Source organism: Streptomonospora salina (assembly GCF_014204715.1).
In the GTDB taxonomy this organism is placed as follows: domain Bacteria; phylum Actinomycetota; class Actinomycetes; order Streptosporangiales; family Streptosporangiaceae; genus Streptomonospora; species Streptomonospora salina.
In genome coordinates, this window is record NZ_JACHLY010000001.1 from 2,812,501 (window position 1) to 2,839,128 (window position 26,628).

26 protein-coding genes, 1 tRNA gene, 2 rRNA genes and 1 riboswitch are annotated in these 26,628 nt (G+C 68.6%); of the genes, 12 read left to right on the forward strand and 17 right to left on the reverse strand.

Features of this window, described 5'->3' with window-relative positions:
• Positions 1–51 precede the first annotated feature (51 nt).
• Both HNR25_RS12820 and rrf read left to right on the forward strand, forming a co-directional pair.
• A 23S ribosomal RNA gene (locus tag HNR25_RS12820) occupies positions 52–3,143 on the forward strand.
• Positions 3,144–3,268: 125 nt separating this feature from the next.
• A 5S ribosomal RNA gene (rrf, locus tag HNR25_RS12825) occupies positions 3,269–3,386 on the forward strand.
• A 146-nt stretch (positions 3,387–3,532) separates the two neighbouring features.
• Here the strand turns inward: rrf and HNR25_RS12830 are convergent.
• Positions 3,533–4,327, reverse strand: coding sequence for an SDR family oxidoreductase (locus HNR25_RS12830; protein WP_184635358.1), 795 nt, complete (start codon positions 4,325–4,327; stop codon positions 3,533–3,535).
• Between the two features lie 328 nt (positions 4,328–4,655).
• Here HNR25_RS12830 and HNR25_RS12835 point away from each other — a divergent pair, with 328 nt between their 5' ends.
• On the forward strand, positions 4,656–5,750 hold the full coding sequence (locus HNR25_RS12835) for a winged helix DNA-binding domain-containing protein (RefSeq protein WP_246464291.1): 1,095 nt from the start codon (positions 4,656–4,658) through the stop codon (positions 5,748–5,750).
• Between the two features lie 525 nt (positions 5,751–6,275).
• Here HNR25_RS12835 and HNR25_RS12840 read toward each other — a convergent pair.
• Positions 6,276–6,584 carry a hypothetical protein gene (locus tag HNR25_RS12840; protein ID WP_184635362.1) on the reverse strand — a complete coding sequence of 103 codons (309 nt, stop codon included), beginning with the start codon at positions 6,582–6,584 and terminating at the stop codon, positions 6,276–6,278.
• A gap of 151 nt (positions 6,585–6,735) precedes the next feature.
• A riboswitch (guanidine-III (ykkC-III) riboswitch) is annotated at positions 6,736–6,802 on the forward strand.
• A gap of 11 nt (positions 6,803–6,813) precedes the next feature.
• Between HNR25_RS12840 and HNR25_RS12845 the strand changes: the two genes are divergently transcribed.
• From HNR25_RS12845 to HNR25_RS12855, 4 genes are all read left to right on the forward strand, one after another.
• Positions 6,814–7,128 carry a DMT family transporter gene (locus HNR25_RS12845; RefSeq protein ID WP_184639251.1) on the forward strand — a complete coding sequence of 105 codons (315 nt, stop codon included), beginning with the start codon at positions 6,814–6,816 and terminating at the stop codon, positions 7,126–7,128.
• Between the two features lie 415 nt (positions 7,129–7,543).
• Positions 7,544–8,308 (forward strand): helix-turn-helix domain-containing protein, encoded by a 765-nt coding sequence (locus HNR25_RS12850; RefSeq protein WP_246464294.1) that lies wholly within the window; start codon positions 7,544–7,546, stop codon positions 8,306–8,308.
• Positions 8,309–8,504: 196 nt separating this feature from the next.
• Positions 8,505–8,624, forward strand: a complete 120-nt coding sequence (locus HNR25_RS25365) for a DLW-39 family protein (RefSeq protein ID WP_221457558.1) — start codon at positions 8,505–8,507, stop codon at positions 8,622–8,624.
• A gap of 205 nt (positions 8,625–8,829) precedes the next feature.
• Positions 8,830–8,902, forward strand: a tRNA-Ala gene (locus tag HNR25_RS12855).
• A gap of 101 nt (positions 8,903–9,003) precedes the next feature.
• Here the strand turns inward: HNR25_RS12855 and HNR25_RS12860 are convergent.
• The 9 genes from HNR25_RS12860 to HNR25_RS12900 all read right to left on the reverse strand — a co-directional run bounded on the left by HNR25_RS12860 (position 9,004) and on the right by HNR25_RS12900 (position 16,178).
• Positions 9,004–10,203: a tyrosine-type recombinase/integrase gene (locus tag HNR25_RS12860; RefSeq protein ID WP_184635366.1), complete on the reverse strand. Its 1,200-nt coding sequence runs from the start codon at positions 10,201–10,203 to the stop codon at positions 9,004–9,006.
• Positions 10,204–10,234: 31 nt separating this feature from the next.
• Positions 10,235–10,444: a helix-turn-helix transcriptional regulator gene (locus HNR25_RS12865; protein WP_184635368.1), complete on the reverse strand. Its 210-nt coding sequence runs from the start codon at positions 10,442–10,444 to the stop codon at positions 10,235–10,237.
• A complete protein-coding gene (locus HNR25_RS12870; RefSeq protein WP_184635370.1) occupies positions 10,444–12,126 on the reverse strand; it encodes a replication initiator in 1,683 nt (560 codons plus the stop codon). The genes HNR25_RS12865 and HNR25_RS12870 overlap by 1 nt, the downstream gene beginning before the upstream one ends.
• Before the next feature lie 225 nt (positions 12,127–12,351).
• Positions 12,352–13,806, reverse strand: coding sequence for an FtsK/SpoIIIE domain-containing protein (locus HNR25_RS12875; RefSeq protein ID WP_184635372.1), 1,455 nt, complete (start codon positions 13,804–13,806; stop codon positions 12,352–12,354).
• Complete coding sequence (locus HNR25_RS12880) at positions 13,806–14,054, reverse strand: hypothetical protein (RefSeq protein ID WP_184635374.1); 249 nt, start codon at positions 14,052–14,054, stop codon at positions 13,806–13,808. The genes HNR25_RS12875 and HNR25_RS12880 overlap by 1 nt, the downstream gene beginning before the upstream one ends.
• Before the next feature lie 108 nt (positions 14,055–14,162).
• Positions 14,163–14,600 (reverse strand): plasmid replication, integration and excision activator, encoded by a 438-nt coding sequence (locus HNR25_RS12885; RefSeq protein ID WP_184635376.1) that lies wholly within the window; start codon positions 14,598–14,600, stop codon positions 14,163–14,165.
• Between the two features lie 117 nt (positions 14,601–14,717).
• Positions 14,718–15,449: a GntR family transcriptional regulator gene (locus HNR25_RS12890; protein WP_184635378.1), complete on the reverse strand. Its 732-nt coding sequence runs from the start codon at positions 15,447–15,449 to the stop codon at positions 14,718–14,720.
• Between the two features lie 253 nt (positions 15,450–15,702).
• Positions 15,703–15,993, reverse strand: coding sequence for a hypothetical protein (locus HNR25_RS12895; protein ID WP_184635380.1), 291 nt, complete (start codon positions 15,991–15,993; stop codon positions 15,703–15,705).
• Positions 15,990–16,178, reverse strand: a complete 189-nt coding sequence (locus HNR25_RS12900; protein ID WP_184635382.1) for a hypothetical protein — start codon at positions 16,176–16,178, stop codon at positions 15,990–15,992. Before HNR25_RS12900 ends, HNR25_RS12895 begins: the two co-directional genes overlap by 4 nt.
• A gap of 506 nt (positions 16,179–16,684) precedes the next feature.
• Between HNR25_RS12900 and HNR25_RS12905 the strand changes: the two genes are divergently transcribed.
• Complete coding sequence (locus tag HNR25_RS12905) at positions 16,685–17,965, forward strand: NsdA family TPR-like regulatory protein (protein WP_184635384.1); 1,281 nt, start codon at positions 16,685–16,687, stop codon at positions 17,963–17,965.
• Here the strand turns inward: HNR25_RS12905 and HNR25_RS12910 are convergent.
• Complete coding sequence (locus tag HNR25_RS12910) at positions 17,946–18,605, reverse strand: HAD family hydrolase (protein WP_184635387.1); 660 nt, start codon at positions 18,603–18,605, stop codon at positions 17,946–17,948. The genes HNR25_RS12905 and HNR25_RS12910 overlap by 20 nt on opposite strands.
• A gap of 312 nt (positions 18,606–18,917) precedes the next feature.
• On the opposite strand from HNR25_RS12910, the gene HNR25_RS12915 reads away from it, so the two are divergent.
• A complete protein-coding gene (locus HNR25_RS12915) occupies positions 18,918–19,811 on the forward strand; it encodes a hypothetical protein (RefSeq protein ID WP_184635389.1) in 894 nt (297 codons plus the stop codon).
• Positions 19,812–20,476: 665 nt separating this feature from the next.
• Here the strand turns inward: HNR25_RS12915 and HNR25_RS12920 are convergent.
• The 3 genes from HNR25_RS12920 to HNR25_RS12930 all read right to left on the reverse strand — a co-directional run bounded on the left by HNR25_RS12920 (position 20,477) and on the right by HNR25_RS12930 (position 22,101).
• Complete coding sequence (locus HNR25_RS12920) at positions 20,477–21,187, reverse strand: DUF5710 domain-containing protein (protein ID WP_184635391.1); 711 nt, start codon at positions 21,185–21,187, stop codon at positions 20,477–20,479.
• 249 nt (positions 21,188–21,436) lie between these two features.
• Positions 21,437–21,580: a hypothetical protein gene (locus tag HNR25_RS12925; protein ID WP_184635393.1), complete on the reverse strand. Its 144-nt coding sequence runs from the start codon at positions 21,578–21,580 to the stop codon at positions 21,437–21,439.
• A gap of 86 nt (positions 21,581–21,666) precedes the next feature.
• A complete protein-coding gene (locus tag HNR25_RS12930) occupies positions 21,667–22,101 on the reverse strand; it encodes a MarR family winged helix-turn-helix transcriptional regulator (protein ID WP_184635395.1) in 435 nt (144 codons plus the stop codon).
• 162 nt (positions 22,102–22,263) lie between these two features.
• Here HNR25_RS12930 and HNR25_RS12935 point away from each other — a divergent pair, with 162 nt between their 5' ends.
• On the forward strand, positions 22,264–23,292 hold the full coding sequence (locus tag HNR25_RS12935; protein ID WP_312862510.1) for a zinc-binding dehydrogenase: 1,029 nt from the start codon (positions 22,264–22,266) through the stop codon (positions 23,290–23,292).
• A 53-nt stretch (positions 23,293–23,345) separates the two neighbouring features.
• Here HNR25_RS12935 and HNR25_RS12940 read toward each other — a convergent pair whose 3' ends face one another.
• Positions 23,346–23,933, reverse strand: coding sequence for a GyrI-like domain-containing protein (locus HNR25_RS12940; RefSeq protein ID WP_184635399.1), 588 nt, complete (start codon positions 23,931–23,933; stop codon positions 23,346–23,348).
• A 400-nt stretch (positions 23,934–24,333) separates the two neighbouring features.
• On the opposite strand from HNR25_RS12940, the gene HNR25_RS12945 reads away from it, so the two are divergent.
• On the forward strand, positions 24,334–24,954 hold the full coding sequence (locus HNR25_RS12945) for a DUF1707 and DUF4870 domain-containing protein (RefSeq protein ID WP_184635401.1): 621 nt from the start codon (positions 24,334–24,336) through the stop codon (positions 24,952–24,954).
• A 150-nt stretch (positions 24,955–25,104) separates the two neighbouring features.
• On the opposite strand, the gene HNR25_RS12950 is transcribed toward HNR25_RS12945, so the two are convergent.
• Positions 25,105–25,683, reverse strand: coding sequence for a hypothetical protein (locus HNR25_RS12950; protein ID WP_184635403.1), 579 nt, complete (start codon positions 25,681–25,683; stop codon positions 25,105–25,107).
• A gap of 408 nt (positions 25,684–26,091) precedes the next feature.
• Here HNR25_RS12950 and HNR25_RS12955 point away from each other — a divergent pair, with 408 nt between their 5' ends.
• Complete coding sequence (locus HNR25_RS12955) at positions 26,092–26,619, forward strand: peptidylprolyl isomerase (protein WP_184635405.1); 528 nt, start codon at positions 26,092–26,094, stop codon at positions 26,617–26,619.
• Positions 26,620–26,628: the final 9 nt, after the last annotated feature.

Consider the following 26,628-nt stretch of genomic DNA (forward strand, 5'->3'; position numbering starts at 1 on the left):
GGTGTGCGGTTTGATTTGTGGATAGTGTGCGCGAGCATCTTGTATCTGCGGTGGCCAAGCAAGAGTGGCATACGGTGGATGCCTTGGCACCAGGCGCCGATGAAGGACGTGGGAGGCCGCGATAGTCCACGGGGAGCCGTCAACCGGGCGTTGATCCGTGGGTGTCCGAATGGGGGAACCCAGCCCGAGTTGTGTCGGGTTGCCGCCGTCTGAATGTATAGGGCGGTCGGTGGTGACGCGGGGAAGTGAAACATCTCAGTACCCGCAGGAAGAGAAGACAACAGTGATTCCCTCAGTAGTGGTGAGCGAACGGGGATGATGGCTAAACCGTGCGCGTGGGATAGGCGGCAGTCGTTGCGTGTGCGGGGTTGTGGGGTATGTCTGTTCCGGGTCTGCCGATCCGGTCCGTGGTGGTGTGTGTCAGCCGAAGCCGTTGGGAAGCGGCGCCGGAGCGGGTGAGAGTCCTGTAGGCGAAGGCGCATGGCATCGTGGTGGGCGTGGCCCCGAGTAGCGCGGAGCTCGAGGAATTCCGTGTGAATCCGGCAGGACCACCTGTCAAGCCTGAATACGTCCTGGTGACCGATAGTGGACGAGTACCGTGAGGGAAAGGTGAAAAGTGCCCCGGTGAGGGGTTGTGAAATAGTACCTGAAACCGTGTGCTGTCAAGCCGTCAGAGCTTCGCTTGAGTGCGGGGTGATGGCGTGCCTTTTGAAGAATGAGCCTGCGAGTCATGGTGTGTGGCGAGGTTAACCCGTGTGGGGTAGCCGTAGCGAAAGCGAGTCTGAACAGGGCGGTGGAGTCGCATGCTGTGGACCCGAAGCGGAGTGATCTACCCATGGCCAGGGTGAAGCGGAGGTAAGACTTCGTGGAGGCCCGAACCCACCAGGGTTGAAAACCTGGGGGATGAGCTGTGGGTAGGGGTGAAAGGCCAATCAAACTCCGTGATAGCTGGTTCTCCCCGAAATGCATTTAGGTGCAGCGTCGTGTGGTGCTCCCCGGAGGTAGAGCTACTGTTTGGCCGATGGGCCCGACCAGGTTACTGAGGTCAGATAAACTCCGAATGCCGGTGGAGTGAGCGCGGCAGTGAGACTGCGGGGGATAAGCTCCGTGGTCGAGAGGGAAACAGCCCAGACCTCCGGCTAAGGCCCCTAAGGGTGCGCTAAGTGGGAAAGGTTGTGGAGTTGCTGAGACAACCAGGAGGTTGGCTTAGAAGCAGCCATCCTTGAAAGAGTGCGTAATAGCTCACTGGTCAAGTGATTCTGCGCCGATAATGTAGCGGGGCTGAAGTGCGCCGCCGAAGCCGTGGGGCCGGCACGTTGGTGTCGGTTGGTAGGGGAGCGTCGTGCGTTCGGTGAAGCCGCCGGGTGACCGTGTGGTGGAGGGCGTGCGAGTGAGAATGCAGGCATGAGTAGCGATACCGGAGTGGGAAACTCCGGCGCCGATTGACTAAGGGTTCCTGGGGCAGGTTGATCCGCCCAGGGTGAGTCTGGACCTAAGGCGAGGCCGACAGGCGTAGTCGATGGATGACGGGTTGATATTCCCGTACCCGTGCGCGTGCGCCCGTGTCGATAGCCCTGATGCTGACCATGCATGCCCGTCTTCGTGCCTTCGGGTGCGGGGGTGGTGGTGTGCCTGGGACCCGAGGGGTGTGTAGGCAAGTGATGGGGTGACGCAGTGGGGTAGCTCTACCCGGCGGTGGTTGTCCGGGGGTAAGCGTGTAGCCCGGGGTGGTGGTAAATCCCTGCCCTGTTACAGGGGTGAGGCGTGATGCCGAGCCGTTTCGGCGAAGTGAGTGATCCCGTGCTGTCGAGAAAAGCCTCTAGCGAGTGCGTGTGCGGCCAGTACCCGAAACCGACGCAGGTGGTCAGGTAGAGTATACCGAGGCGTTCGGGTGATCCGTGGTTAAGGAACTCGGCAAATTGTCCCCGTAACTTTGGGAGAAGGGGAGCCCTGTCCGGTGATCAGGTTTTCCCTGTGAGCGGGGCGGGGTCGCAGATACCAGGGGAAAGCGACTGTTTATTAAAAACACAGGTCCGTGCGAAGTCGTAAGACGCTGTATACGGACTGACGCCTGCCCGGTGCTGGAACGTTAAGAGGACCGGTTAGCGCTTGTGCGTGAGGCTGGGAATCTAAGCGCCAGTAAACGGCGGTGGTAACTATAACCATCCTAAGGTAGCGAAATTCCTTGTCGGGTAAGTTCCGACCTGCACGAATGGCGTAACGACTTTCCCGCTGTCTCAACCGCGGGCCCGGTGAAATTGCAGTACGAGTAAAGATGCTCGTTTCGCGCAGCAGGACGGAAAGACCCCGGGACCTTCACTATAGCTTGACATTGGTGTTTGGGATGGTTTGTGTAGGATAGGTGGGAGCCGGTGAAGCCGCCACGCCAGTGGTGGTGGAGGCGTTGGTGAAATACCACTCTGGCTGTTTCGGGCATCTAACCTCGGGCCGTGATCCGGTCTGGGGACAGTGTCTGGTGGGTAGTTTAACTGGGGCGGTTGCCTCCTAAAGGGTAACGGAGGCGCCCAAAGGTTCCCTCGGCCTGGTTGGCAATCAGGTGGTGAGTGTAAGTGCACAAGGGAGCTTGACTGTGAGACGGACGTGTCGAGCAGGTGCGAAAGCAGGGACTAGTGATCCGGCGCCGGCGTGTGGAAGCGGCGTCGCTCAACGGCTAAAAGGTACCCCGGGGATAACAGGCTGATCTTCCCCAAGAGTCCGTATCGACGGGATGGTTTGGCACCTCGATGTCGGCTCGTCGCATCCTGGGGCTGGAGTTGGTCCCAAGGGTTGGGCTGTTCGCCCATTAAAGCGGCACGCGAGCTGGGTTTAGAACGTCGTGAGACAGTTCGGTCCCTATCCGCTGCGCGCGTTGGAGACTTGTGAAGGGCTGTCCCTAGTACGAGAGGACCGGGACGGACGAACCGCTGGTGTGCCAGTTGTTCCGCCAGGGGCATGGCTGGTTGGCTACGTTCGGGAGAGATAACCGCTGAAAGCATCTAAGTGGGAAGCTTGCTTCGAGATGAGGTCTCCTGCCCTGTGGTGGGGGTAAGGCCGCCAGGTGATGACTGGGTTGATAGGCCGGGTGTGGAAGCCTTGTGAGGGGTGGAGCTGACCGGTACTAATAGGCCGAGGGCTTGTCCGCCGTGGATGCTGGGTGCTCGCGCATGCTATGTTTTCTCCTGCTGGCCTGGTGTGTGGGGTCGGTGGGGGTTCCGCAGGTTTCGCCTGTGCGTCTGCCGTTGTTGGCGGGTGTGTGGGTGGTGGGTTTTGCGGTGGTGATAGTGGGAGGGTCACACCCGGTCTCATTCCGAACCCGGTCGTTAAGTCTCTTTGCGCCGATGGTACTGCCTCCATGGTGGGGGTGGGAGAGTAGGTTGCCGCCGCATTTCTTTGTAGAAGGGGGCGGGTCGTCGTCGGGCGGCTCGTCTCCTTCTTTTTTTGTGTCCGGGGGTGTGACTGGGGGTTGCGGTGCGGGTGCGTAGTGTCACAAGCCCGGGCTGGCCGGGTCGCGGGTGCTCATGGTGGCGGGTGTTCAGGGGTGGGGGGCGGTGGTGGGTGTGTGCAGGTGGCGCTCCCACGTCCGACACCCCACCGGGCGGCCGCTCGCGAGGTTGGCGCCGGTGCGGAAAGCCGAGGCGGTCTTCCCTGGAATCGGGACCTTCTTCACCGGCCGCTGCCGGCCCCGGATCCGCTCGTAGGAGGCGGCGAGGCTCTCGACCGACCTGACCTCGGGGCCGCCCATGTCGTGTGCACGGCCCTCCGGACTCTCCCGTGCTAGCCCGACGAGGCGCTCCGCGACCTCGTCGGCGGCCACCGGCTGGAACCAGAACCCCGCCGGGACCGGAACGAACGGCAGGCGGACCACACCGCTCAGCAACCGATCGACGAGTTCGTGGAACTGTGCGGTGCGCAGGATCGTGAACGCCAGCCCGGACTCCTCGATCAGATCCTCCACCGCGAGCTTGCTTCGGTAGTACCGGAGCGGCACATAGTCGACCCCCACGATGGAGATGTAGAGGAAGTGTCTGATCCGGGCGCGCGTCGCCTCCGTCAGCAGATGCGCGGCGGCCGATATCTCCTCCAGCGGGAACGCGGGGGCGTGGGCGCAGTGCACGACGGTATCGACACCGTCCAGCGCCCGCCTCAGCCCGCGGCCCGCGGCGAGATCGCCGGTGAACCACCTGGCTCCGCGGCTCTCAGCGGGGGCGGCCCGCCGGCTGAGGACGCGGACCTCGGTGTCGTCGTCCTGCACCAAGCGCCGGACGACGCGGCTCCCCAGCGTTCCGGTCCCGCCTGTGACCAGTGTCGGTGTCGGGTTGATCGCCATGTCCCGATTCTCCTCCGCCGTCGCCTGCCCGGTGTGCCGCCGCGCGCAGTCGGGCGCCGGCGGACTGTCCGGGGTCGCTCCCCCACCTGCGACTAACCACTGGTCCGGCCGCAACCACGTGCGCGGACGACCCGAGAGTCGTCAAGGGGCGCGCCGTGCGCCGGCTACGCGCCGCCCCGCCCGGGGACCGGGGGGACGAGGAGCCCCGGCGAAAGGAGAGGCCGAGACAGGGTCGGCTCCTGGGATGGTGGTCGGTACGTCGACATGTCCGGGAAGGGATTCATCGATGGTGGTCGCCGTGGATGACGGAAGGCTCCGTGTGGCACGGATGCATGCGCAGCTGCTGATGGGGCCGCCTGCCGCCGGGGCGGCGGGGGCGGTGCGGGCGGCCGCGGCCCTGCAGGCCCAGGACGCCTACGCGGTCCGAGCGGCGATCCGCGCCCGGACCGCGGGTTTGGAGGCCGCCGACGTCCGGAGCGCGATGGTCCAAGAGCGCTCGATCGTGCGTACGTGGGCCATGCGGGGGACCCTGCACGCGGTGCCCGCGTCCGATGCCGGCTGGATCGTGGATCTGCTGGGGCCGGTGTTCGTGCGCCGGTTCCGTACCCGACGCTTGGCCCTGGGGCTGGACGACGCGTTGTGCGAACGCTCCGAAGCCGCGATCGGCGAGGTGCTGTCGGGCGGTGCGGCCCGGACGCGCGAGGAACTGATCGAGGATCTCAACGGGATCGGCGTGCCCGTCCCCGAAGGCGGGCAGGCACCGGCGCACCTGGTCGCCTATGCGGCGTTGCGCGGGATCGTCTGCCGGGGGCCCGACACGGCGGGCGGCGACTCCGGCGAGCCGACCTATGTCCTGATGCGCGACTGGGTGGGCCCGTGGGAGCCCCGCGACACCGGTTCCGCGCTGCTGAAATTGGCGCGACGCTACCTGTGGGCGCACGGGCCCGCGGCGTTGGAGGACTTCGCGGCGTGGTCCGGGCTCCCGGCGCGCCCTGCGCGCCGCGGCTGGGACCTGGTGGCCTCCGAAGCGGCCGAGGTGTCTACGAGCCGCGGTCCGGCGCTGGCGCCGCGGGAAGTCGCCGAGGCGCTGCCCTCCGCGGCACCGGCGCCTGCTGTGCGGTTGGTCGGAGCGTTCGACGCCTGTCTGCTGGGCTACAAGGGGCGCGATGTTGTGGTGCCGCCGCAGTATGCGCGCCGGATAGCGCCGGGCGGCGGGATCGTCCACCCGGCCGTGCTCGTCGACGGGCGCGCCGTGGCGCGGTGGAGGTGGGGGCGCGGCGGCGCAGCGGTGGTGGTCGAGCCCTTCGAACCCGTTCCGGACCGACTCCGCGAGCGTCTGGAGGACGAGGTGGCCGATATCGGTCGGTTCCTGGGTGCACACTCACTGCGGCTGGATCTGCACGAGCCGAACGGACGTGACTGACCGGACGGGGGCACGGCCGCCCTGCGGGTCCGCGGCCGCGGCCGCGGCCGGCGCTTCGGCACTGGCGGCCCCGCAGATGTCGGCGGTCGGGCCCCGACGGGGCCGGACCGCGCGACCGGAAGCGAGGTGTGCGATCGCACGGTCGGAGAGGACCGGGCACACACCTCTGCACACGGGAGCGGGAATCGCGCCCGCGTTGCCGTCGACCGGGAGTACGAGAGTGCCGGCGGGGGCTACTCTTCGTCGGACTCCGGCCCTGTCGGGGTTTCCATCAGCTGGCGCACCAGCGCCATGAACTCTTCGTCGCTCATCGCGGCCCAGTCCACACGCTCGTTCATGGTGGCCCGATTCCCCGGATTCAAGATCAATAAGCCTGAATCGGTCCCACGGCGGGCCAATTCCTGGTAAAGGATCGGTAGCCGACGGTAGGCGCGACGTCGCAGCGCTGCCGCTGCGGCTGTGACCTCCGGAATCGCCGCGGGCGCGGCTGCGGTGGCGCGGCCGATCGGGCGGAGGGCCGCGGCGTCACAGCCGGCGGTTCACCGCGCCTCGGCACTGCGGGCAGCGGCAGCGCTTGTTGTACGCGGTCAGCGTGCCGTGGGCAAGGTCGGGGTCCCGCTCGGCCGTGAGTGTGGCGTCGAGCTGCTCGCCGAAGGTGGTGAGGATGCGTGCCGCAGAGAACACGCGTTTAGGGCTGACACCGAGATCGCGGGCTGCGTCGTCGATGTGGGCGCCCTTGCGCAGCTTCGCGATCAGGCGCGAGCGCGTCGGCGGAGGAAGCTCCTCCTCGGCGTTGGCGATGAGCTGCTCGGTGTCGTCGATCGGATGGCTCATTGGGTTCCTTCACCTGTGCACGGGTGCATGCTCCCGTCGGTCTCATTGCATCGTATGCGGTCACTGCGACGGTTCGGCGCGGAGGTGTCGCCGAACGTGGCCCCGCCGTCACATGGAATAGGAGCGCTTGCTGAACGGGTTGCCCGGTTCGGGCGGGGCCGACCCGGCCGCCCCCGGACGAGGTGCGCCGTACCCGGTCAGCGACAAGACGGCGTGGTTCGGAGGCGTCATGGCCTGGCTGTTGCTGGTGGTATCCGGAATGCTGGAGGCCGTCTGGGCGCTCGCGCTGGCCGCGTCGCACGGTTTCACGCGCCTGTGGCCGTCGCTGATCTTCGCGGTAGGGCTCACGCTCAGCATGTCCGGCCTCGCGGTCGCGCTGCGCTCGATCCCCGTCGGCACCGGATACGCCGTATGGGTGGGGATCGGCGCCGTCGGCACCGCTGTCGCCGGGATGGTGTGGTTCGGTGAGCACGCCAGTGTCGCGCGGGTCGTGTGCCTGCTGCTGATCGTCAGCGGGATCGTCGGACTCAAGCTGCTGCACTGAGCGCCGGCGGCGGCCGCGCCGCTGCCGGGCGGAGTCCGCAGTGTTGTTCCCGACCGGACCGGTGCATTCGGTTGTGCTCCGGTCCGGGATTCGGGACAGCACCGAATTTCCGTTCCCCATTCCGGGGAGCGCCGGCGGCGATGCCGGAATCGGTGCCGCTCGCGCCCCCGATTCCCGCTGGTCAACCAGGGCGATGCACGCGAAACCCGAGCCGCGGCGGCTGCTGCCCCCGGATCCCGAACCCCGTGGTCACGGTCGGATTTCTAGAAACGCATTGCTAGAGACTAGGTCGCGTGCTTCTCTGGAGCCACGTATCCAGTACTCAGCGTGTACGGGACGGGCCGCTATGACCAGCCCCACTGTCCGCCGCCGCCGGCTCTCCGCCGAATTGCGCCGGCGGCGTTTCGAAGCGGGATTGACCCTAAGCGACGTAGCGGACGTCCTCGAGTGGTCCCCGGCCAAGCTCGGCCACATCGAGACCGGCATACGGAAGTGGCCGTCGGTGGTGGAGGTATCCGCGCTGCTGAAGCTGTACGGCGTGACCGGCGGGCAGCGCGAGGCCGTTCTCACCATGGTGCGTGAATCACGGCTGCGCCCGTGGTGGACGGAGTACGAGGACGTGATCCCCTCGGCCTATGTCGGCAACGAGGCGGGGGCGGTGGCGATCGACGCCTACGGCGGGACGCTGGTCCCCGACCTGCTGCAGGTCCCCGAGTACACGGCGGTTCTGGCGCGCGCGCAGGGGCACGGCGACACCGGTACCGAGCGCATGGTCGCCGCGTCCCTCAAACGCCAGGAAGCCCTCGACCGGGGCACACTGGAGCGCTACCACGCGGTCGTGGACGAGGACGCCCTGCGCCGAATCAGCGGCGACACCGGCCTGCTGCACGCCCAACTCCGCCGCCTGATCGACCTCGGCCGCCGCCACGACCGCGTCGCCATCCGGTTGCTGCCGACCTCGGCCGGACCGCACGCCGGCAGCGCCGGGCCGTTCAGCGTCTTGGGGTTCGACGAGGGCGAGGCGTCTCTGGCCTTCGTCGAGGCGACCCACGGCGGCGGGATCGTAGAGTCCGAAGAGGGGGTTCGCGCTTGCCGGCGGGTGTGGCTCCGCCTGGTCGAGGCCTCCAGCGATCCCGAGGCCACGGTGACGACACTCAACCGTATGGCGCTGCTGACCTGAATCCCCGGCGGCGCGGGGCGGGAACGCGCCGACGGGTTGCTAGTCTGCTGGGAGACAACCCCATAAAGTTCTCTAGTGGCGCCTTCCGCACAGCATGCGGGAGTCGGCGGGAAGTATCCCTACCGCACTCCCCCGACCGGGCGGTGGCGCGCATGACCCGATTATCCGTATCCGAGACCAAGAAGGGGTGCACGCCATGAAGAAGATCGTCGTTCTGGTGCTGGTGGCACTCGGTGCGTTCGCCGTCTACCGCAAGATCCAGGCGGACCGCGCCGAGCTCGACCTGTGGACCGAGGCTACCGCGGGCGACGCCTGAGCCTGGTCGGTCCCATCAGCCACGACGCGTCCGCGTGTCGTCGGCTGTTTTCGGCGTACCCGAAGACGTGGGTGGACGTCGTCCCCTGCGGCCCCCACGCTTCCGGGCCCGAACAGCGAGTGGTGCCTCCTCCAGACCGAGCGCTGCACCGGAAAAGAGCGACCGGCACTGCCCGCCGCACGGTATGATTGACACAGATCAAACCGGGGCCATAGCTCAGCTGGCAGAGCGCCGGTTTTGCATACCGGAGGTCAGGGGTTCGACTCCCCTTGGCTCCACGGTTGTTTTCGCTGCTCAAGCGAACACACGACGGCCGCCCGAGGTTCGCCCCGGGCGGCCGTCGTGTGTCTGATGCACATTCAATGCACACGGCTGGGGACTACCCCGCCTTCTTTCGGCCCCGAGCCCCGGCGGACTTCGCCTTGCGGAGCGCCGCCGCGCGCTGGTCGCTCATCTGCTTGGCGACCTCGTCCAGGCGGTCCGGGAAGAGATGCCCGTAGGTGTCGAGCGTCATCGTCGCGGTCTTGTGGCCGAGCATGGTCTGAATCACTTTCACATCCGCGCCCGAGGCGATCGCCAGCGAGGCGGCCGTGTGCCGGAGCTTGTGCGCGGTCAGGTTGAGACTGGCCAGACCGGCCGCGTCCACCGCAGGTCCGAAGACGCGGCGCCGGAAGTTGTCGTAGTGCAGCGGCCCGCCCTTGGGCGCGGTGAACGCCAACTCGTCGGTGTCTCTGTCCTTGAGTAGCCCGTGCAGCTCCCCGGCGAGGAAGACCGGAACGGGAACCGCCCGTTGTTCGTGGTTCTTGGGAGTGTCGACATAGATCTCTCCCGACTCGCGGCCGTGCGTCTCCTCCACGTGGATCCGCCGGCGGTCGAGGTCGATCCGGCCGACCTTGAGCGCCGAGGCTTCGCCCCAGCGAAGGCCGGTGTAGGCGAGCAGGAGCACCAGGAGGCGGTACTTCCCCGAGTGCTCGGCGAGCCGCTCGGTCTGGACAGGGTCGAGGTAGACGTGTTCGCCCGGCTTGATCAGCGGGAGGCTGACGCCCTTCGCGGGGTTCACCATGATCCGCCCGGACTTCACCGCCCAGGACAAGACGTGCGAGAGCGTGTAGTAGACCTTGCGCACGTAGGACGGGCTGAGCGTGTTTCCCCGCTTGCCCGGTTGCCGAACAAGGCGGATGACCCAGTCGGACACGTCCTCGAAGCCGACCTTGCTCACGGGGACCGCGCCCCAGGTCGGGAGGACGTAGTTGTCGAGGTATTCGCGGTAGTCGCGGCGCGTCGAGCGCTTGAGATGGTGCTGGGCGTCGAGCCACTTCTCGGCGACCTCGGAGACGGAGACCTTGCCCGCCGCAGGGTCGCGGAAGGTCCCGGTTTCGAGCTGTCCCTCGATCTCTGTTTGCCGACGCTCCGCTTCGGGCTTCTTCTTGAAGGTTCCGCCGCTCTTCAGCTCACCGGTTGCCGAGTAATAGCGGACCAGCCAGCGCGCCGGAGGGGTGCGCTTGGCCGCCTTGGCGTTGGCGACTTGGTCGCGATAGCGCTTGTCCTGCTGCCGGTCGTAGATCCAGGCCCGAGCCATCTGGGCCGCTCCTTTCCGTGTATCCGATGGTTCAGGGCTGTTGCAGGACCCACGCGTGGACCTCGTCGGGGTCATAGCGGACGTAGCGCCCGACGCGGTGCGAGGGAGGGCCGGTTTCCAGGTAGCGCCACTGGTAGAGCGTCTTCTCGGGCACGGAGAGGAAACGGGCAGCCTCACGGACCGACCAGAGGTGAGCGTCGGCGGCTGCGCTGGTGGTTCGACTTGAAGCGGTCGCAGGCATCAGGCGGCACCTTCCATTGCCGAGAGTTCGTCGGTTCGCTGTTGCCGAGCGGCGTCGAGCTGGGCGCGGCGTTTGAGCGCTTCGCCGACCGCGCGGAGTAGGCGGTGTTCGCGCGGTGGGACGTCGGGATCGGTCGGGCGGGCGAGTTCCCAGGCGTGGTTGCCGGAGGAGACCGAGGAGAGGGCGGGAGCGGCGTTGTCGCCCTGGCCCTCGTCGGCGTCGGGATCCACGCCGAGCTTGTCCAGCACCCACCGCAGCCGGTCGGCCTTGTGGTCGGCGACGGTCTTGCCGGACCACTTGCGCGAGACCAGGACGCGGCGCCCGGCGTAGCCGAGGTGTTCGCGCCGGTGGGCTTTGTTGCGGCAGAAGCCGGGCACCATGCCCGCTTTGGCGTTCTCGGGTTGGACGCCGTAGCGCAGCCAGTTGGCGCAGCGCGGCGAGCAGGGTTCGTACCGCAGGGCCTCGACGAGGCGTTCCACGTGCCGGGCTTGGGCGTCGGTCTCCACGGCGTGGCATTCGGCGATGTCCTTGGTGAGGTACTTCGCCAGGTAGCGCACGCATCGGTCGGCATCCTCGGTGCCGGCCACCACGCCCTTGGCATCCACCTGCGGCCCGAAGCGCACCACGTGCATCGGTTCCGCGTCCGGGTCGGCGTCGAGGGCATCGAGCGCCTGTTCCCAGGTGGGCAGCACTTCGCCGGTGGTCATGTCGACATAGCCGCCGATCGACTCGTCCCAGGCGGGCAGGTTCTCGCCCGTGTAGACGGCTTCGTCGGCGTTGGGCCACCACACCTGGTGATACGTGGCCGCCGCGATCTGGCGCAGTTCCGCGCGTGGAATGGTTCCCCGCGTGGCCATGTGCAGGTGCGGCGCCAGCCTGCGTTGCGGTTCGACGGTGGCGAAGTACTGCACGTCGAACCCGGCCACGCGGCGCAGGTTCTGCACGAACCGGTCGACGAGCTTGGAGAAGTGCAGCGCATCCCGCGCCGCACGCCGGTAGTCATAGGTCGACGAGTCGACCGGAGTGCCGTCCGAGCGCACCCGCCCGTAGGTGTCGCACGTCAGCGTGAGGAACAGCGAGGGCCGGAAGGTCCTGCCGGTCGCCGGATCCTCGTAGGCGCGCCCGACGGTGGTCTTGGCCATCTGCCGTTTCGGCAGGTCGGGCGCGTCCTGCCGCCGCTTGGTCGAGCGCACCCGCCGTGAGGTCGATGACGAGGAGGAACCCCGTGAGACCGAGCCGCGCATGCCCGAGTCCGCGATCTCGGCGTCCAGGTCGGCGATGGCCTGATCGAGCGCGGCCACTTCGTCGGCATCGGCGTTGCCCGCGTCGACGAGCCGGTCCCGCTCGGCCGTCACCACGGCACGGCGTTCCACCCACGCGCGTTGCACCTCGGAGGGATCATCCGGGACGACGGTCGGTTCTTCGTCGAGGTGCCAGCCCTCTTCGCACTGGCTGCGCCGGATCGAGCGCTTGCGCTTGGCGCAGGAGGGGCACCGGGATTCCAGCGTGGAGCTGCACGGCACGTCCACAATCTCGGTTCGACCCGTGGCGATGTCGGTGCGGCGCAGGGAGACGGGACGGATGCACACGCCTTTGTCGGCGGCGATCTGTTCGGCCACCTCACGCGCCAGCGGTTGCGCCTGGCGCTCGGCCCGTGTGGACTTACCGGTCGGAGTGGGCACTATGCACCTCCCGACGAAACGAGGTTTGGCAGCGCGTATGCGAGAGCGACAGAAGCGCCGACGAGAGATCGCGTCGGGCCTCATGCTGGGCGTGGCATGCGCGCTGATGACGCCCGTGGCATGGGAGAACGGCGCTCGGGTCTTGCTCGCATTCACGGGTGCCGCCTGCGTGATGAACCTGGCTTTCAGCGCGGTTGCCGCGATACGGCTCAAGCGCATGCCCCGTCATGAACAGTCCTCCGGTCCGGACGAGGTGATCGAGGAGGACTTCCCGTAGTCGGTTGCCATGTGGTCGATGTCGGTATCGGTGACGAAGGCGGCCCGCACCCGTACCGGAGTCGGGGAGCCTTCCAGCTTCACGAACGCCACACCTGGCAAGTCGGGGTCGATCAGGTGGGCGTTGGCGCCCCGGTCGCGTGCGCCGTCCCCGAGCACCATGTCCACCTGCGACGCCTCGTCGAGGCGCAGGGCGATCTTGTCGGGGAACAGGTTGCGCAGGTTCAGCACCTCCTTGCGCGGATCCTGGAGCGCCGCCAGGACACAGAAACCCACCGAGCGCCCCTGACTGGTCAGCGTGGCGATGGCGTTCTCCGCGCGGCGGCGGATGTCGCGCTCGGGGTGGTAGGCGGTCAGGAACGCGACCTCGTCGAGCACCACCACGACGAACGGATCCCGCGTGCTGGGCACGTGGACCCGTTTGCGGCCCGCGTAGCGCTCGGCCCGCTCCTGCATCGCCCCGACAGCGTCTTCGAGGAGGGACACGGCCTCGTCGGCGGCGTCGGCGTAGCGGGCGAACAGCCGCCGTCCGTAGGAGAGTTCCATGCGCTTGGGATCGATCGCCCACACCTGCGCCGTGCCCTTCGAGATGGCGGGGGTCATGGCGCGGATGGCCGACCACAGCACCGACCCCTTGCCCGCACCGGTCACACCTACGGTCAGCACGTGGGTTCCGTGCAGCCGCAGCCGCCACGGTTGCCCGTCCTCGCAGCGGCCCACGGGCAGCGCGGCCAGGTCCACACCCTGGGGATCGTCGGGCACGGGTAGCGCGTCGATGGGGTCGGCGAGCATGTCGCGGCGGGGGAACTCCAGCACCAGATCCCGCGGTCCGCGCACCTCGACGCGGCAGGAGGGGGCGCCGAAGCCGTGCGCCAGCTCGGACACCCGTTGTTCGAACTCGGCCGGGGCGGTGCCGGCCACCAGCTTGACGCGGACGCGGTCGGCCCAGGCCGAGCAGGTCACGCCCCGGATCTGGGGCAGGTACTGGCGTTCGAGGTAGGACTCGGCCAGCCCGGAGACGACGAGGACGGGTTGCCAGTGGCGGCGGTAGATCCAGAACCGGCGCCAGGTCGCCAGAGCCCGCAGCGCCACACGAGCCTTGAACGAATGTGGCCAGCGCCGCCACCACACGAGAAGGCCGAGGTCGACCACCGTCCACAACACCGCCAGGCCGACCCAGCCGGTCAGCACGTAGGCCGCAACCGAGCACGCCACGACGGCGACCGAGACCGGGAACTGGACCGGAAGCAGGAGGCACAGGCGCAGGAAGCGCCAGAGCCACCCGGTGAGGATGAAGATGCCCGGCGTCTCCACCACGGGCGTGGTGAAGCGCACCGCCTGTGCGGGCACGGGCGCGGTGGGCCGCTGGACTTGGGAGGCGCCCGCTTTGGAGTTGCCCAGCATCACCGACCACCCCCGAACGCGGCGTCCGTGCGGACCTGGGCCAGCTCGGCGCGCGCCTGCTCGGCGACCGCGTTGGTTTCGGTGTCGTCGGTCTGGGCGGCGATCCGGTCGAGGATGGAGGACTTCCACGCCAGCAGCGCCGCGTCCGGTTGCGGACGGCCGTTGAAGGCGGCGGTGCGGTGGGCGCGGACCGCGTCCATGAACGCGGTGATCTCGCGGATACTCACCCGCGCGCTCTGGTGGGACATACTGGGGACACACCTCTTCCGTGGTCTTCAGCGAGGTACACGAGGGGTTGGAAGGGGCGGCCGCAGGTGTTGGCGCACCAGGCCGCCCCGCTTACTCGGCAGGCAGGTTCAGCCCGCGTCCTTACCGCCGGAGCCACCGGCACCAGCACCGGAAGCGGCTGGAGCCTTGCGGGAACCACCGCCGCCGGGGGTCTTCACCCCGCGCGCCCGCAGCGAGTAGGCGACGCGGGGCCGGCGGCCGGAGTCATCCACGTAGGGCATGACCGACATCTGCTCGAACTCCACCGGCCGGAAGGGCAGGCCGGGCACCTCGTCGGGCAGGGTCGGGCAGTGCTCGGCGGCCACCTTGACCTTCACCGACTTGGCCTTGCCCCTGGCTTCCGGATCGGCGTCGATCACGTCCACCGCCCACAGCGGCAGCCCGGACACCTTGTCCATCTGCGGACGCTTGGTCTCGAAGTCGGTGATCGCCTCCACGCCGAGCGCGTAAGCGCCGTGCGGGAACACCGTCCCGAACTCGATCGGCAGCGCACCCTGAATCGCCATGGCGTTTCTCCTCAACATTTCAAACGGTCGACCACTCGTCCAATCAAGTGGATGCTTGAAATGTAGCCTACCCGACTCGTCCGATCAAGTGGTTAAGTCGCGGGTAGGTGCGCCGACTCAGGTCGCGGGATAGCTGTCCTCAAGCTCGTGCAGGTCACCCGGGAGAGCGATGTCGGCCACCGCGATCGCATCCCCGGACGCGTCGAAGACGGTCGCCAGCACGCCGAGCACAGGGGTCCCCGCCTCAAGGTGCAAAGCCTCTTGTTCGCCAGGTGTGGCCAAGCGCGCCGAGAGGCGTTCCACGATCCGCGCCGGGCGGACCTGCTTGACCGCCTGGAGGTGTTCACGCGCGCCGATGGCGATCACCTCCCTTGCGCTCAGGTCGGTACCCGAGGCGACATCGAGCGGGAACCACAGCGTCACCAGCTCACTCGGCGCACCCTCCTCCGAGATGACCCGCTGGCGCACGATGGCCGGCGAGCCCTGCGGCACGCTCAGCACCTCGGCCACCGCAGCCGGAGCGTTCGCGCGGCCAGCGTGCGTGATCGCCGTATCGGCGGCGTTCTCGGGAGCGTCGAAGGCGCTTGCACCGGCGCGCGAGCGTTCGTTCGACTGGGCGGGGATCCCTTTGACGAAGGAGCCGCGCCCGTGCTCCCGATCGATCCACCCGTGCATGCTCAGGATCTGCAACGCGCGCACGACCGTGCTGCGGCCGGACCCGAACTCGCGCACCAACTGGGATTCGGAGGGCAGCATTCGCCCCACGGGATAGGTGCCGTCCTCGATGCGGGCTTGGATTGCCTGCACGATCTGGGCGTACTTGGGTGGAGCGAACTCCAGGTTCGACATCACGACCGTCCGGTGACTCTAGTACTCGTCTGGTCAAGCAGCATACGGGTGAGGGGGTGGACTGTCACCGCCGGGGCAGCACAAACGCCCATGACAGCGGCGCAGCAGGGGATGCGGCACACCCGAACCGAGCCCCCTCAGAAGCGGGGCGGGCGTGCGGACCCGCCAGAGGTAGACAGCGGTGTTCGCACGCCCGCGAACGCGCGGCCGGCGGGAAGGCCGTTACCAGGGCTACCGGCCGCGCGGGCTTCACCTACGTGTGGGGCGGGGTGTCCTGCCAGTACACGCCATCGCCGATCTCGAAGAGCTGTTCGGCGACCCACGGTGAGGAGAGCAGGGACCGCGAGGAGCCCCCGGCGCGGGCGGGCGGATCCTCCAACTGCTGCACGAACCGCTCGACGTCGGGTTCGATCAGTGTCGGGGCGTGCTCGGCGTCGCGGTCGACGGCCGTGGCGACCCAGAGGTGTTCGGTGCGCCGGATGGTCCAGCGTTCGCCGTAGCGGGACCGTAGCAGCGCCAGCAGGGCGTCTTTCGGGGCGTTCATGCGAGCACCCCCGTACCGGCCAGGGCGACGGCGGTCGCGCGGCGGCGTTCTTCGCGCCGAGCCCGTTCGGCGGCTTCGCGTTCGCGCATGCGCCGCTCGTGGGCGAGCACGTAGGGGCGGACGTAGGACGCCCGCGCGTGCCGGGCCGGGTAATAGGACTGGGGGTGCGGCGTTAGCCTTGTCATCGTTCCACCTGTCTCAGTCAGGTCGGGACCACGCCCCCGGACGGCGCCCACCGTCGCGGGGGTCTTCGCTGCCGGAGCAGCCGGACGGATGCGAAGCCGCAGGCGAAGGAAAGAACGCCGGCAGTTCAGCGCGCCGAGCAGTCGTTCCGCCGGAGGCTTGTTGCGCGGGAGTCACGCGGCAGACGAGACGCCCGTGCCACGACAGGCCACGCACACGACAATCCGCACCGGGATACCGGTGACGCCGGACCCGACGACGACCAGCTTCCGCGGTCGCACCGTCTTGCGGCCCCGCCCGCGGCAGGAGCGGCACTTGGGGGTTGCTCGCGTGTCTCCCATAGGACCCAGCATCCCGAGCAGTAAGGGACGATCAAAGGTCCTCCATAGGTCTCATTGAGGACTCTCATAGGACTTTCTCTGGATTTTCTCGGGCCGAGAGTCCGTTCGGTGCCCTCTTGAGCGCTATGGTCGAAGGACGGGACGAGCCCAACCGGAGGTAAGAGAACATGGCCCGCTCGGCTGGCAACACTCGACTGAAAGCAGCCCGGCAGCACGCCGGTTACGCGTCTCAACAGGCCCTCGCCGATGCGATGACCGCCGCCGCACCCATGCTCGGCATCCGCACCATGCAGGTCAGCGCCCGTCAGATCCGGCGTTGGGAGTCGGCGAACCCACCGTGGCCGCGCAACGACCATCAGCGCATCTTGGTGCACCTGCTCCAGCTCCCGATCGAGGAGCTCGGGTTCACCTCCCCGTGGAGTGAAGCGGAGGCCGAAGGGTCGCCGGCGCGGGCTTCTGCTTCGGTGCCTTACATGCCAGCCAACTCAGGCGGATCGGCCTTGCCTCTTCCGCACGCCAATGTGGCCGTCCAACCGGCGACGGCGGGATCCGACTTCGCCGCGATCAACGCGGCATACCGACGCTTGTACTTCACGGTTCAGCCCGCCCAGCTCCACCCGGCCGTCTCCGAACACACGCGCTTGGGCACGCAGCTTCTCGCCGAAACCACCGGCGTACCGCGCCGCATCCTGGCAGCAGCTCTGGCCGAGTCGCTGCTGCTGGTGGGGCGCATCGAGTTCTTCGACCTGCGCCAGGAGTCCGACGCCGACGCGACCTATGTCCGCGCCCTCCAGGCGGCGGGAGAGGCCGACGACCCGCTCATGGGTTCGGCGATCCTGGCTCACGCGGCGTTCATCCCCGGTTGGGACGGCGACCGCGAAAAGGCAGCCGAGCGCATGCGCGCATCACGCACCTACGCGCGGCGCGGTCAGCCCTCGGCCGAGTTCCTGGCGTGGCTGGACGCCGTCGAGGCCGAGTGCGAGACCCTGTGCGGCTACCCGCGCGAAGCGTTGCGCCTGATCAACCACGCCGAGGCGGTGTTGGCCGAGGCGGGCGACGAGGCGTCGCCCGAGTGGTTCAACTGGTTCTCGCCGGTGCGCTTGGCGGCGTTCAAGGGCAACACCCAGCTCAAGGCCGGACAGCCCGCCCAGGCGAAGGAAACGCTGTTGGGCGCGCTGGATGTGATCGGCGCGGAGAGCGGCAAACAGCGCTCGGTCGTTCTCGGCGATCTGGCGGCGGCCGCAGTCGCGCAGAAGGCCCCCGAGGAGGCGTGCAGGTACGCCGAGCAGGCGTTGAACCAGCTCGCAACGGCGTGGTACGCGACCGGCATGGACCGCATCAACGAGGTCCGCCGGTCGTTGCAGCCGTGGGCGGACACCGATTGCGTCCGCCGCCTCGACGACCGCCTCTACGGCTGGGAGGCGACGCTCAGCGCACTTCGGCGTTGAAGTCGGCGACGCGGCCCGGCAGCTCGGAAAGGGTATCGATCCGCATCGTGGGGATGCGATCGGCGTCCGGGTCGCCCTGCTGAATGGTGCCCCACGGCCCCCGCCTGATGAGCGCGGTAGGCAGCCCGACCGCAGCCGCCGGCATGACGTCGTTGTCCAAGCGGTCGCCCACATACAGAATCTCGTCGGCCGCGCACGGCGCTTCCTGCACGAGGCGTCGGAAGAACCCCTGGTCGGGCTTGGACACGCCCCAGTCGTCGGACGTGGCGATCATGTCGTTGGGCAGGTCGAGCGAACGCAGGATGCCCCCAGCCCGCACGGTCTGATTGCCCGCGATGCCGACCCACAGCCCTTGCTTTCGCAGCTTCGCCAGCGACGGCCGCACGTCGGAGTAGAGGTCAGCTTCGCCGAAGGTCTCGGGTTGACCGGCCTCAGCCCGCTTCTGCCGCTGCTCGGCCAGGTCGAAGCCGGGTTGGAAGACCTGGAAGGTCTCCCGGTAGTCGAGTCCCCGAGCGATGATCGCCCCGAACATCGCCGAGAACGTATGACGCGGCACCCCGAGCCAGTCAGCCCACGTCCCGTACTCGGTCGACTCGTCCACCAGGCACTCACCGACATCGAACACCACAGCACGAATCATGCGGCCAGCCTAGGACGCAACCGCCCGACGAGCAGACAGCGCCCCAGCGTTGCCGAATTGGGCTATGTGAGATCAAGGCGACGGCGCTCCGCGCCGTCGCTACCGGCTTGCCGTCCGCGCGCTCGGGCTGCGGGCTGCCGCCCGGTCCCGAGCGCGCGGACGCCCGCCGGGGACCGCAGTACCGCGCGCCGCGTGGACCACCTTCGACCCATGGCAACGTGCCGTCGCGAAACTAAGGCAGTTCCCAAGCTCCTAAATCCTCCGTTTTTGATCCCTCGGCGTGTATCAGCCGCGCATGGAATACTCCCGACCATGAGTGAGGAGACATGGCGCCCACTGGGCGTCGACACGGAAGAGCAGATAGCCGCTTATGACGCCCTCCATGACGGAGTGCCACCTTGGATGCACGCTTCGTTCTGGGCGTGGGTGGCTGAAGCCATTTCGGTATCTATGCGCTATCGGGATGGTAGTGGACGTGTGCCCATGCTCGATACCGATCTGGCCGAGCAGATGAGTCATAGACTTCAAATTTCTTTCCCTAATTTGCGAGCGCAAGTAGTTGATCACGGCGTCGGACAACGTCAGATCAATGACGCTTTAATTGTGTTGCTTAAGTGTGAAATTCCACTGCAGATTGCCGATTATCTGTTGGCTCATGAATGTCACGCAAGGCCGGACGATTTGAATGGTTTGTTGGGGCGCAGCAAGTCGGCGTGGGAAGTCGGTATTCGATCGGGGCGACCAGGACTAATCCGACGAGTCCCTCTCGGCGTCCAAGCCGCCGCCGACAGCATCATGGAACGAGCCGGTCGGTCCGGTGTGCGGCTGGCCAAGGCTTGGGAGGAACTCTATGGAGTAGTTCCTAACCCAAGCGAGGCTTACCGACTGGCAATCTTGGCTGTCGAGGATGCGGCCGTTCCGGTCGTTTCTCCCACGAACTCGAACGCAACGTTGGGGACAGTGCTCAGGCAAATCGAGGATCAGAAGAATTGGCGCCTACCGATGGACCGCGAATATCCCGATACTAGCTCGGGAGAAACCCTCGTGAACATGATGCGTATGCTCTGGCGTGGCCAACATGATCGGCACGGTGGCCAGCCATCTGCGCCTGGAAATGTTTCCTTTGATGAGGCGACAGTGGCTGTGTCGCTGGCCGTGACCCTCGTTCACTGGTTTGATGCGTCTCTGCCGCAACGATCGACATAGAACCATTTCATTGGGTGCGACTGCTGGAGCAATTTGCAAGGTAGGTATTTCTATCAATCGAATCAAGCCGGTTAGATATGGTCGGTAACAGGGCTTTGGTTATTCCTCGGGTCATTGACGTTCTTTATCCCGAGGCACTCGGTCGCGCGACCCTGTCTGTCTTGGGTGGCCGGCACCAGCGCGACCAAGCACCTCGGACCGGGACCGTGGTTGCCGAGCGATCGGGGTTGCTGCGGCCGTGGCGTAGGGTCGGCGGGCAGGTGCGGCGGCGTTGGTGGCGGGCGCATGGGCTGGGGAGACGAGCACACCCGTGATGCACATTTGATGCACACGCCGTCGGGAGACCAGGGGAAAGCGCGGGAACCGGCGGGAGGCATCCGCCCAGGCAGAGAGCGGTTCCGCTTGATCATCCCAGGTGCCAAAGCCGCCCCCAGGCGATTTGCATACCGGAGGTCAGGGGTTCGACTCCCCTTGGCTCCACGGTTGTTTTCGCTGCTCAAGCGAGTACACGACGGCCGCCCGAGGTTCGCCCCGGGCGGCCGTCGTGTGTCTGATGCACATGCGATGCGCATGGCTCCGCGCCGCCCGCCGACCTCTTCGGGGCCGGCGGCACCCCTCCAGAGCGAGGAGCCGCATTCGGCGGGCGGGTCCGGGAGTGCGCGGCCTCACCGGCCGCTGTTGCGTTCCTGTACCAGCTCGTCAGCGGCGATCCCGCTGCGGCGCCCCGCACCAGGGGGGTCGGCCAGGGTGACGCCGGCGTCGGTGAGCATGGACAGGTCCAGGGTCCACGTGCGTGTGGAGCGCTGTTCCCAAACGGCGAAAGCCCGCTGGACGTGGGAGTCGGCCTGGTCGGGGGTCATGCCGGTGACCGCGCACAGGTGCTCGAAGGCTTGGTCGGCCCGGCCCTTCACCCGGGCCAGCCCGAAGTGGGTCGTGCGGTGGCAGTCGGTGCACAGGCAGATGAGGCGGCGCAGCGCCTGGACTGAGCGGCGCTCGTCGTAGGCCCACCGCTCGTGGGCCTCCAGCCACCGCTCGGCGGCGCGGTCTTCGCCGCGCCCGCAGATCTCGCACAGGTGTCCTGCACGGTCCAGAAGCATCCGGCGGAGCCGTTCCCAGTCGCGTTGGGAGACGCAGGTGCGAACGTTGGTGAACCAGCAGGAGCTGGGGACCACGTCGACGAAGAGGCCGGCGCCGAACGAGCGGTCCTCGCCGGGGAGCAGCGCGGGGATCGCCGGGCGGGCCGCCCAGGGGTGGAGGGCCCCGATGCCGGGACGCGGCGCATACCACCGCTTGGCGTGCGGGTCCCAGCGGGCACCGGCCGCCTTGGCCTGGTCTTTCTCGTTGTAGGGGACGTCGAGCCAGATCCGTTCGGCCACGCTTTCGGTACCTTCCGTTATCGCGATGGTGCGGAGCCTGAAGTTCGGGGGAATCAGCCGGCCGCCGTGTCGGAAAACTACGGGGGAGGATGCGACTGTTCGCTCGGTGGTGGCCGGAATCGGACGGATTCTCCTGCACGGCGTGCCCCGTGCAGGGAGCGGCACACGGCGGCCGCCCGGAGCGCGCACCCGGGCGACCGCTCGGTCGGGGGTGTTCGGGTGCGCGCCGGCGGCGGTGCCGTCGTCGGATCAGGCGGGCTGCTCGGCGCGGACGGCGGTGAGGTCGTCGGCGGGCGGCCCCGGGGCGGGGGACGCGTGGGTGCGCGGGCGGGGGCGCAGGGCGCTGCGCGAGCACATCCGGCACGGGTTCGTGTCATGCGGTGTGTTCGTCATACTCCGATTCTCGTCTTTGCCACCGACAAGAACCTGAGTACCGGCACCCAGATACGGAGTGTGGCCGGACTCGGCCATCCGGGGATTCAGCCGCCGCCGAGGGCGCGGCCCAGCAGTTCGCGGAGCCGGTCGCGGTCGGACCCGTCCAGCCCGTCGAGGACGCGCTCCTCGGCGTCGGCGACCAGGCGCCGACCGCGTTGTTCGGTCTCGTGTCCGGACGCGGTGACGGTGAGCAGGTTGGACCTCCGGTCGGCCGGGCTGCGCCGCCGCTCGACCAGCTCCCGCTCGTCGAGGGCGTCGACCACGCCGACGACGGTGGTGCGGTCGACGCCCATGCGCCGGCCGAGCTCCTGCTGGGTCATCGGGCCTTCACCGACGAGCACGCTGAGCGCGGCGTGCTGCTTCACGCCGACGTCGAGCTGCGCCAGTCCTTCGTCTTCGGCTTCGAGGGTCAACAGGTGGAGCTTGCCGAGGAGGAAGCTGAGTCGGCCGAGTAGCGGCGGAGGGAACCCGGAAACCATGGCTCGACTCTAGCCGCACCGAATTCATGTGCCTTAGCTGATAATCAGTATCGCTGTTATATTAGTCGTCTGTGTGCGAGCGGTCGCCGCTTCAGCAGGTCGCGGCCGGCGTACCGGCCCGGCTCGATGCGAGCGCCGCCGATCCGCGAAAGGCAGGAAACCGTGCAACAGGTCGAGGCGGCCCGGTTCGGCGGGCCGGACGTACTCCACGCTCGCGAAGGCCCCGATCCCGCCGCCGGGCCGGGCGAGGTCGTGCTCGGGGTCGCGGCGGCCGATGTGCTCATGCTGGACGTCCTCGTGCGGCGCGGATCACCGGGGCCGTGGAACGTCCGCCCGCCCTACGTCCCCGGTACGGGCGTCGCCGGGACCGTCGCCGCCGTCGGCCCCGGAGTCGACGCCGCGTGGGTCGGCCGGCGGGTCGCGGCGAAACCGGGACGCGCCGTCGCCGCGAGCGCCGGTTCCGGGAACGTCGCCGACGCCGCCGAAGGGTCGGCTCCGGTCGGCGGATACGCAGAGCTGGCCGTGGCGCCGGCCGCAGCGCTGGTCGCCGTTCCCGACGGTGTGGGGCTGCGCGAGGCGGCCGCACTCGTCAACGACGGCATGACCGCGATGCTCATCGCCCGTGCGGCGGCGGTCCGCGGCGGCGAGAACGTTCTCGTGACACCCGCCGGCGGCGGTCTGGGGAGCCTGCTCGTGCAGCTCGTCCGTGCTGCGGGGGCGACCGTGATCGCCGGAGCGGGCGGTCGGTCCAAACTCGACCTCGCGCGCGGACTCGGCGCCCACCACACCCTCGACTATTCCTGCCGAGGGTGGGTCGCCGCCGTCCGCGACGCGACCGGCGGCACCGGGGCCGACGTCGTGCTGGACGGCGTGGGCGGCGAGATCGGGGCCGCCTCCTTCGACGCGGTGGCGCGGGGCGGCCGCTTCTTCGCCTACGGCGCCCCTGCCGGCGGCTTCACTCGCGTAGAGCCGCAGCGGGCACGGGAGCGGGACGTGTCCGCGGTGAGCCTGCTGGAGGTACCGATGCGGGCCGGCGACCACACGAGGCTGCCCGAAGCCGCGCTGGCCGCGGCCGCAGCCGGGACCCTCGCCCCGACGATCGGGCAGGCGTTCCGGCTCCGCAGCGCCCGCGACGCCCACCGTGCGATCGAGGACCGTGCGGCTCTGGGCAAGACCCTGCTGCTGCCCTGACCCTGCGGCACCGCGCCGGCCTTCCGTTCGCCTGCGGCGTTGCGCCGCCCGGCCTACCCGCCCCGACCGTCGGGCCGGTCGCCTGCGGGGGAACGCCCCGTGCGGGGCCCGGGGAGGCGCGGCGCCGCGCCTCCCGTCGGGTGGTCGGCTCCCCTGACCAGGTAGGCGATCTCCACAGAGCAGTCGTGCCCGCGGGCGCGGACCGGCCCGTCCAGATAGAACTCGAACCGCCCGCCCCACACCTCGTTTCCGCCCTGCCCGCGGTTCATCCACGCGAGCCCCCGGTCGGAGGCCCAGGACTGCAGACGGGCGTGCGCTCCGTCGATGCGCTCGGGGTCGCCGGTGTGCACCAGGGCCACGTAGTCGCCCGCGGGTACGGAACCGGCCACGACGCGGCCGTCGCCGGGGACCGGTTCGCCGACCGGCGCGCCCACTTCCAGGATGTGCTCGCGTTCTCCGCCCCCGATCGTCCAGTAGCGGAAGAACGGCGGTCCGGCGGCGGACACGCCCGCGCCGTGCAGCCAGTCCTGGACTTCGGTGACGAGCGCGGCCGCCTTCGGCCGCTCCCGCGGTGTCACCTTCGCCGGGATCGCGACATAGGGCTGCTCCGCGCGCACCTCATGCCTGGGCCCGCTGGTCATCGAGACTCCCCCGGTATCCTGCTCGCGTCGTCGCCGCCGCTCCGCATGCGGCGTCGCGGCGGCCCGACGACTGGTCCTGCTCGGAACTCTCCCCGGTCGCGGCGCCGATCGCCCGGAGGCGCACGGCGGGGCGCGCCGACCGCTCCGCTACCCGCGCCGGCCGCTGGGCAGTCCCGTGTCCGCGGACCGCCCGGCACAGCGGTTCGCGGGTGTGCACACCGCCTGGCGGCCACCGCCCCACCGCATAGGATGGAGAGTCGAGAACGGCGTCCGGGCGAATCCGCGAACCAGGGAAGCCTCAGGGGCTTCCCCCATATCCTGCGTGCCGCCGATCGCGCACCATGGAGATGGGACCTACCCGCCGTGCCGTCGGCGGCGCCCGAGCGTCGAGGAGTTGAGGGTGGCTGTGCACGAACCTCCGTCTCCACCGCCCCCGGGCGGGCGGTGGAACCCGGTCCCGCAGTACCGCCGCGGCGGCGGCGCGGAGCTGCGGCTGACCCACGCCGACCGCGACACCGCGGCCGAGACTCTGCGTGATGCCTACGCCTCCGGCCAGCTGGACGACGACGAGTTCGAAGAGCGCCTCGATCGTGCCCTGAACGCCAAGTTCCCGTCCGACCTGGAGCCGCTGCTGCGGGACGTGGCGACCGCCGGGAAGGCTGCGGCGGCCGTGGAAGGGCCCCGCTCCGGGGGCGACCGCCTGTACGCCGGCGCAGGCCACCTCGCCGGGTATTTCACGTTCCTCGGCCCGCTACTGCTGCTGCTGACCAGCCGGGACATCTCACCGTTCGTCCGCAGGCACCTCACCGAAGCGCTGAACTACCAGATCACCGTCGCGGTGGCCTCGGTCGTGGCGATGGGCTTGGGGTTCTTGATCCTGCCGCTCGTCGTGTGGGGGGTGATGATGCTGGGCTGGGTCTTCCTGCCGGCGATCGCCGCGTTCACGGCTCTGCTCGGCGGCGACATGCGCTATCTGTTCACCTGGCGCCCGGTGCGCGACGACTCGGAGTCCGGATCCTGACGAACGGTTCCGGACCGCCGTGACCGACTCGGGTTCCGCTGCCGTGTGCGGACGCGGCGCGGGGGCGGCGGGGCCGCTGTCCGGAAACGACGACGGCCCCGCCGCGATGCGGCGGGGCCGTCCCGTCCGACTCGGGGATCACCCGGGCGTTCACGGGTTGGCGCGTCCGTCGAGGTCGCCGGCGGCCTGCGTGGACCCGGCTGCCGCGTCGTCATCGGCCTCGTCGGCGTCGGCGCCCGACACCTTCTCCTTGGCGCTCTTGGCCTTGGCGGTGAGCTGGTCGCGGGTTTCGCGGACCTGGTCGCGCGCCTGGTCGAGGTTGTCCTGCCAGCGAGCGTCCTGCGCGGCTCGGCGCAGCCGGACCACGCCGTACAGTGCGGCGGCGCCGGCCGCGGCGGCTCCGACGTAGACGAGGGTACGCGGCACCTTGCGGCCGCCGCAGCACGACAGGAGTCCGCGCTTGACCGGACGGGGCTCCACTCGGGCGGCGGCGTCGCTGAGGAGGTCTGCTACGCGGGGCGCGACGGTGTCCTCGACACGGTGCGCCGCGGTTTCCAGACGGGGGGCGGTCCATCCGCGCGCCTGGTAGAGGCGCTCGGCGGCCGTCTGCCGAGCCTGGTCGGCGTAGGGGCCGAGCCGCTCGGACTGTTCGCGTGCGAGCTGCTGCAGTCGGGCCATAGCCGCCTCAGTCTCGAAGTCGCCCTTCTGGCGCTTCAGCGTTTTGGCCACGGTGACCTCCTTTTCTTCCAGTTCCTATGTGCCTCTGCCCGGTACTGGGCGGCCTATGCGCGGGCGTCCGGCGAGACACGTCACCGATGGAGCCGCCTGCGGTTCCGCCGTTTCCCGCCGTTAGAGCGCTTTTCCACGTTATCGACGTGTTGGCCCAACATACTCCGACCCGGCGCGGAGGCCGGGCATTCAACACGCAGCCCCCGCTCGGCCGGTCCGGAAGCGGCGGCGGCAGCGATGCGCGCCGGAACCGTGGAGCACGGTTCCGGCTCCGGTGGGCCGCCTTCGGGCCGCGGTGGGTGGCACCGTGGGGCCGCGCGCCCGTTTGGACGGTGCGCAGGAACGCGATCCAGGCCACTGCGGGTAACGTGGAACGCGCAACTGCAGACAACGGAAAGGCACACCCAGGTGTCCGAGGTCAACGGTCAGCCCCGCGCGCGGCTGAACACCACACAGGGGACGATCGTCGTCAAGCTCTTCGCGGAGCAGGCGCCCGAGACAGTCGAGAACTTCATCGGCCTCGCCGAGGGGACGAAGCAGTGGATCGACCCCACTACCGGTAAGCCCAGCAACGCGCCGCTGTACAACGGCACGATCTTCCACCGGATCATCGACGGCTTCATGGTCCAGGGCGGCGACCCGCTGGGCAACGGCCGCGGCGGCCCCGGGTACAAGTTCGCGGACGAGTTCGACCCGTCGCTGAAGTTCGACCGCCCCTACCTGCTGGCGATGGCCAACGCCGGCCCCAACACCAACGGCTCGCAGTTCTTCATCACGGTCGGCACCCCCGACTGGCTGAACCGCAAGCACACCATCTTCGGCGAGGTCGTCTCGGGCACCGAGATCGTCGACACGGTCTCGAAGGTCGCCACCAACGCCCAGGACCGTCCGCTTGAGGACATCACCCTGACGTCCGTCGAGATCGAGCGGTCCTAGGCGGCGGCT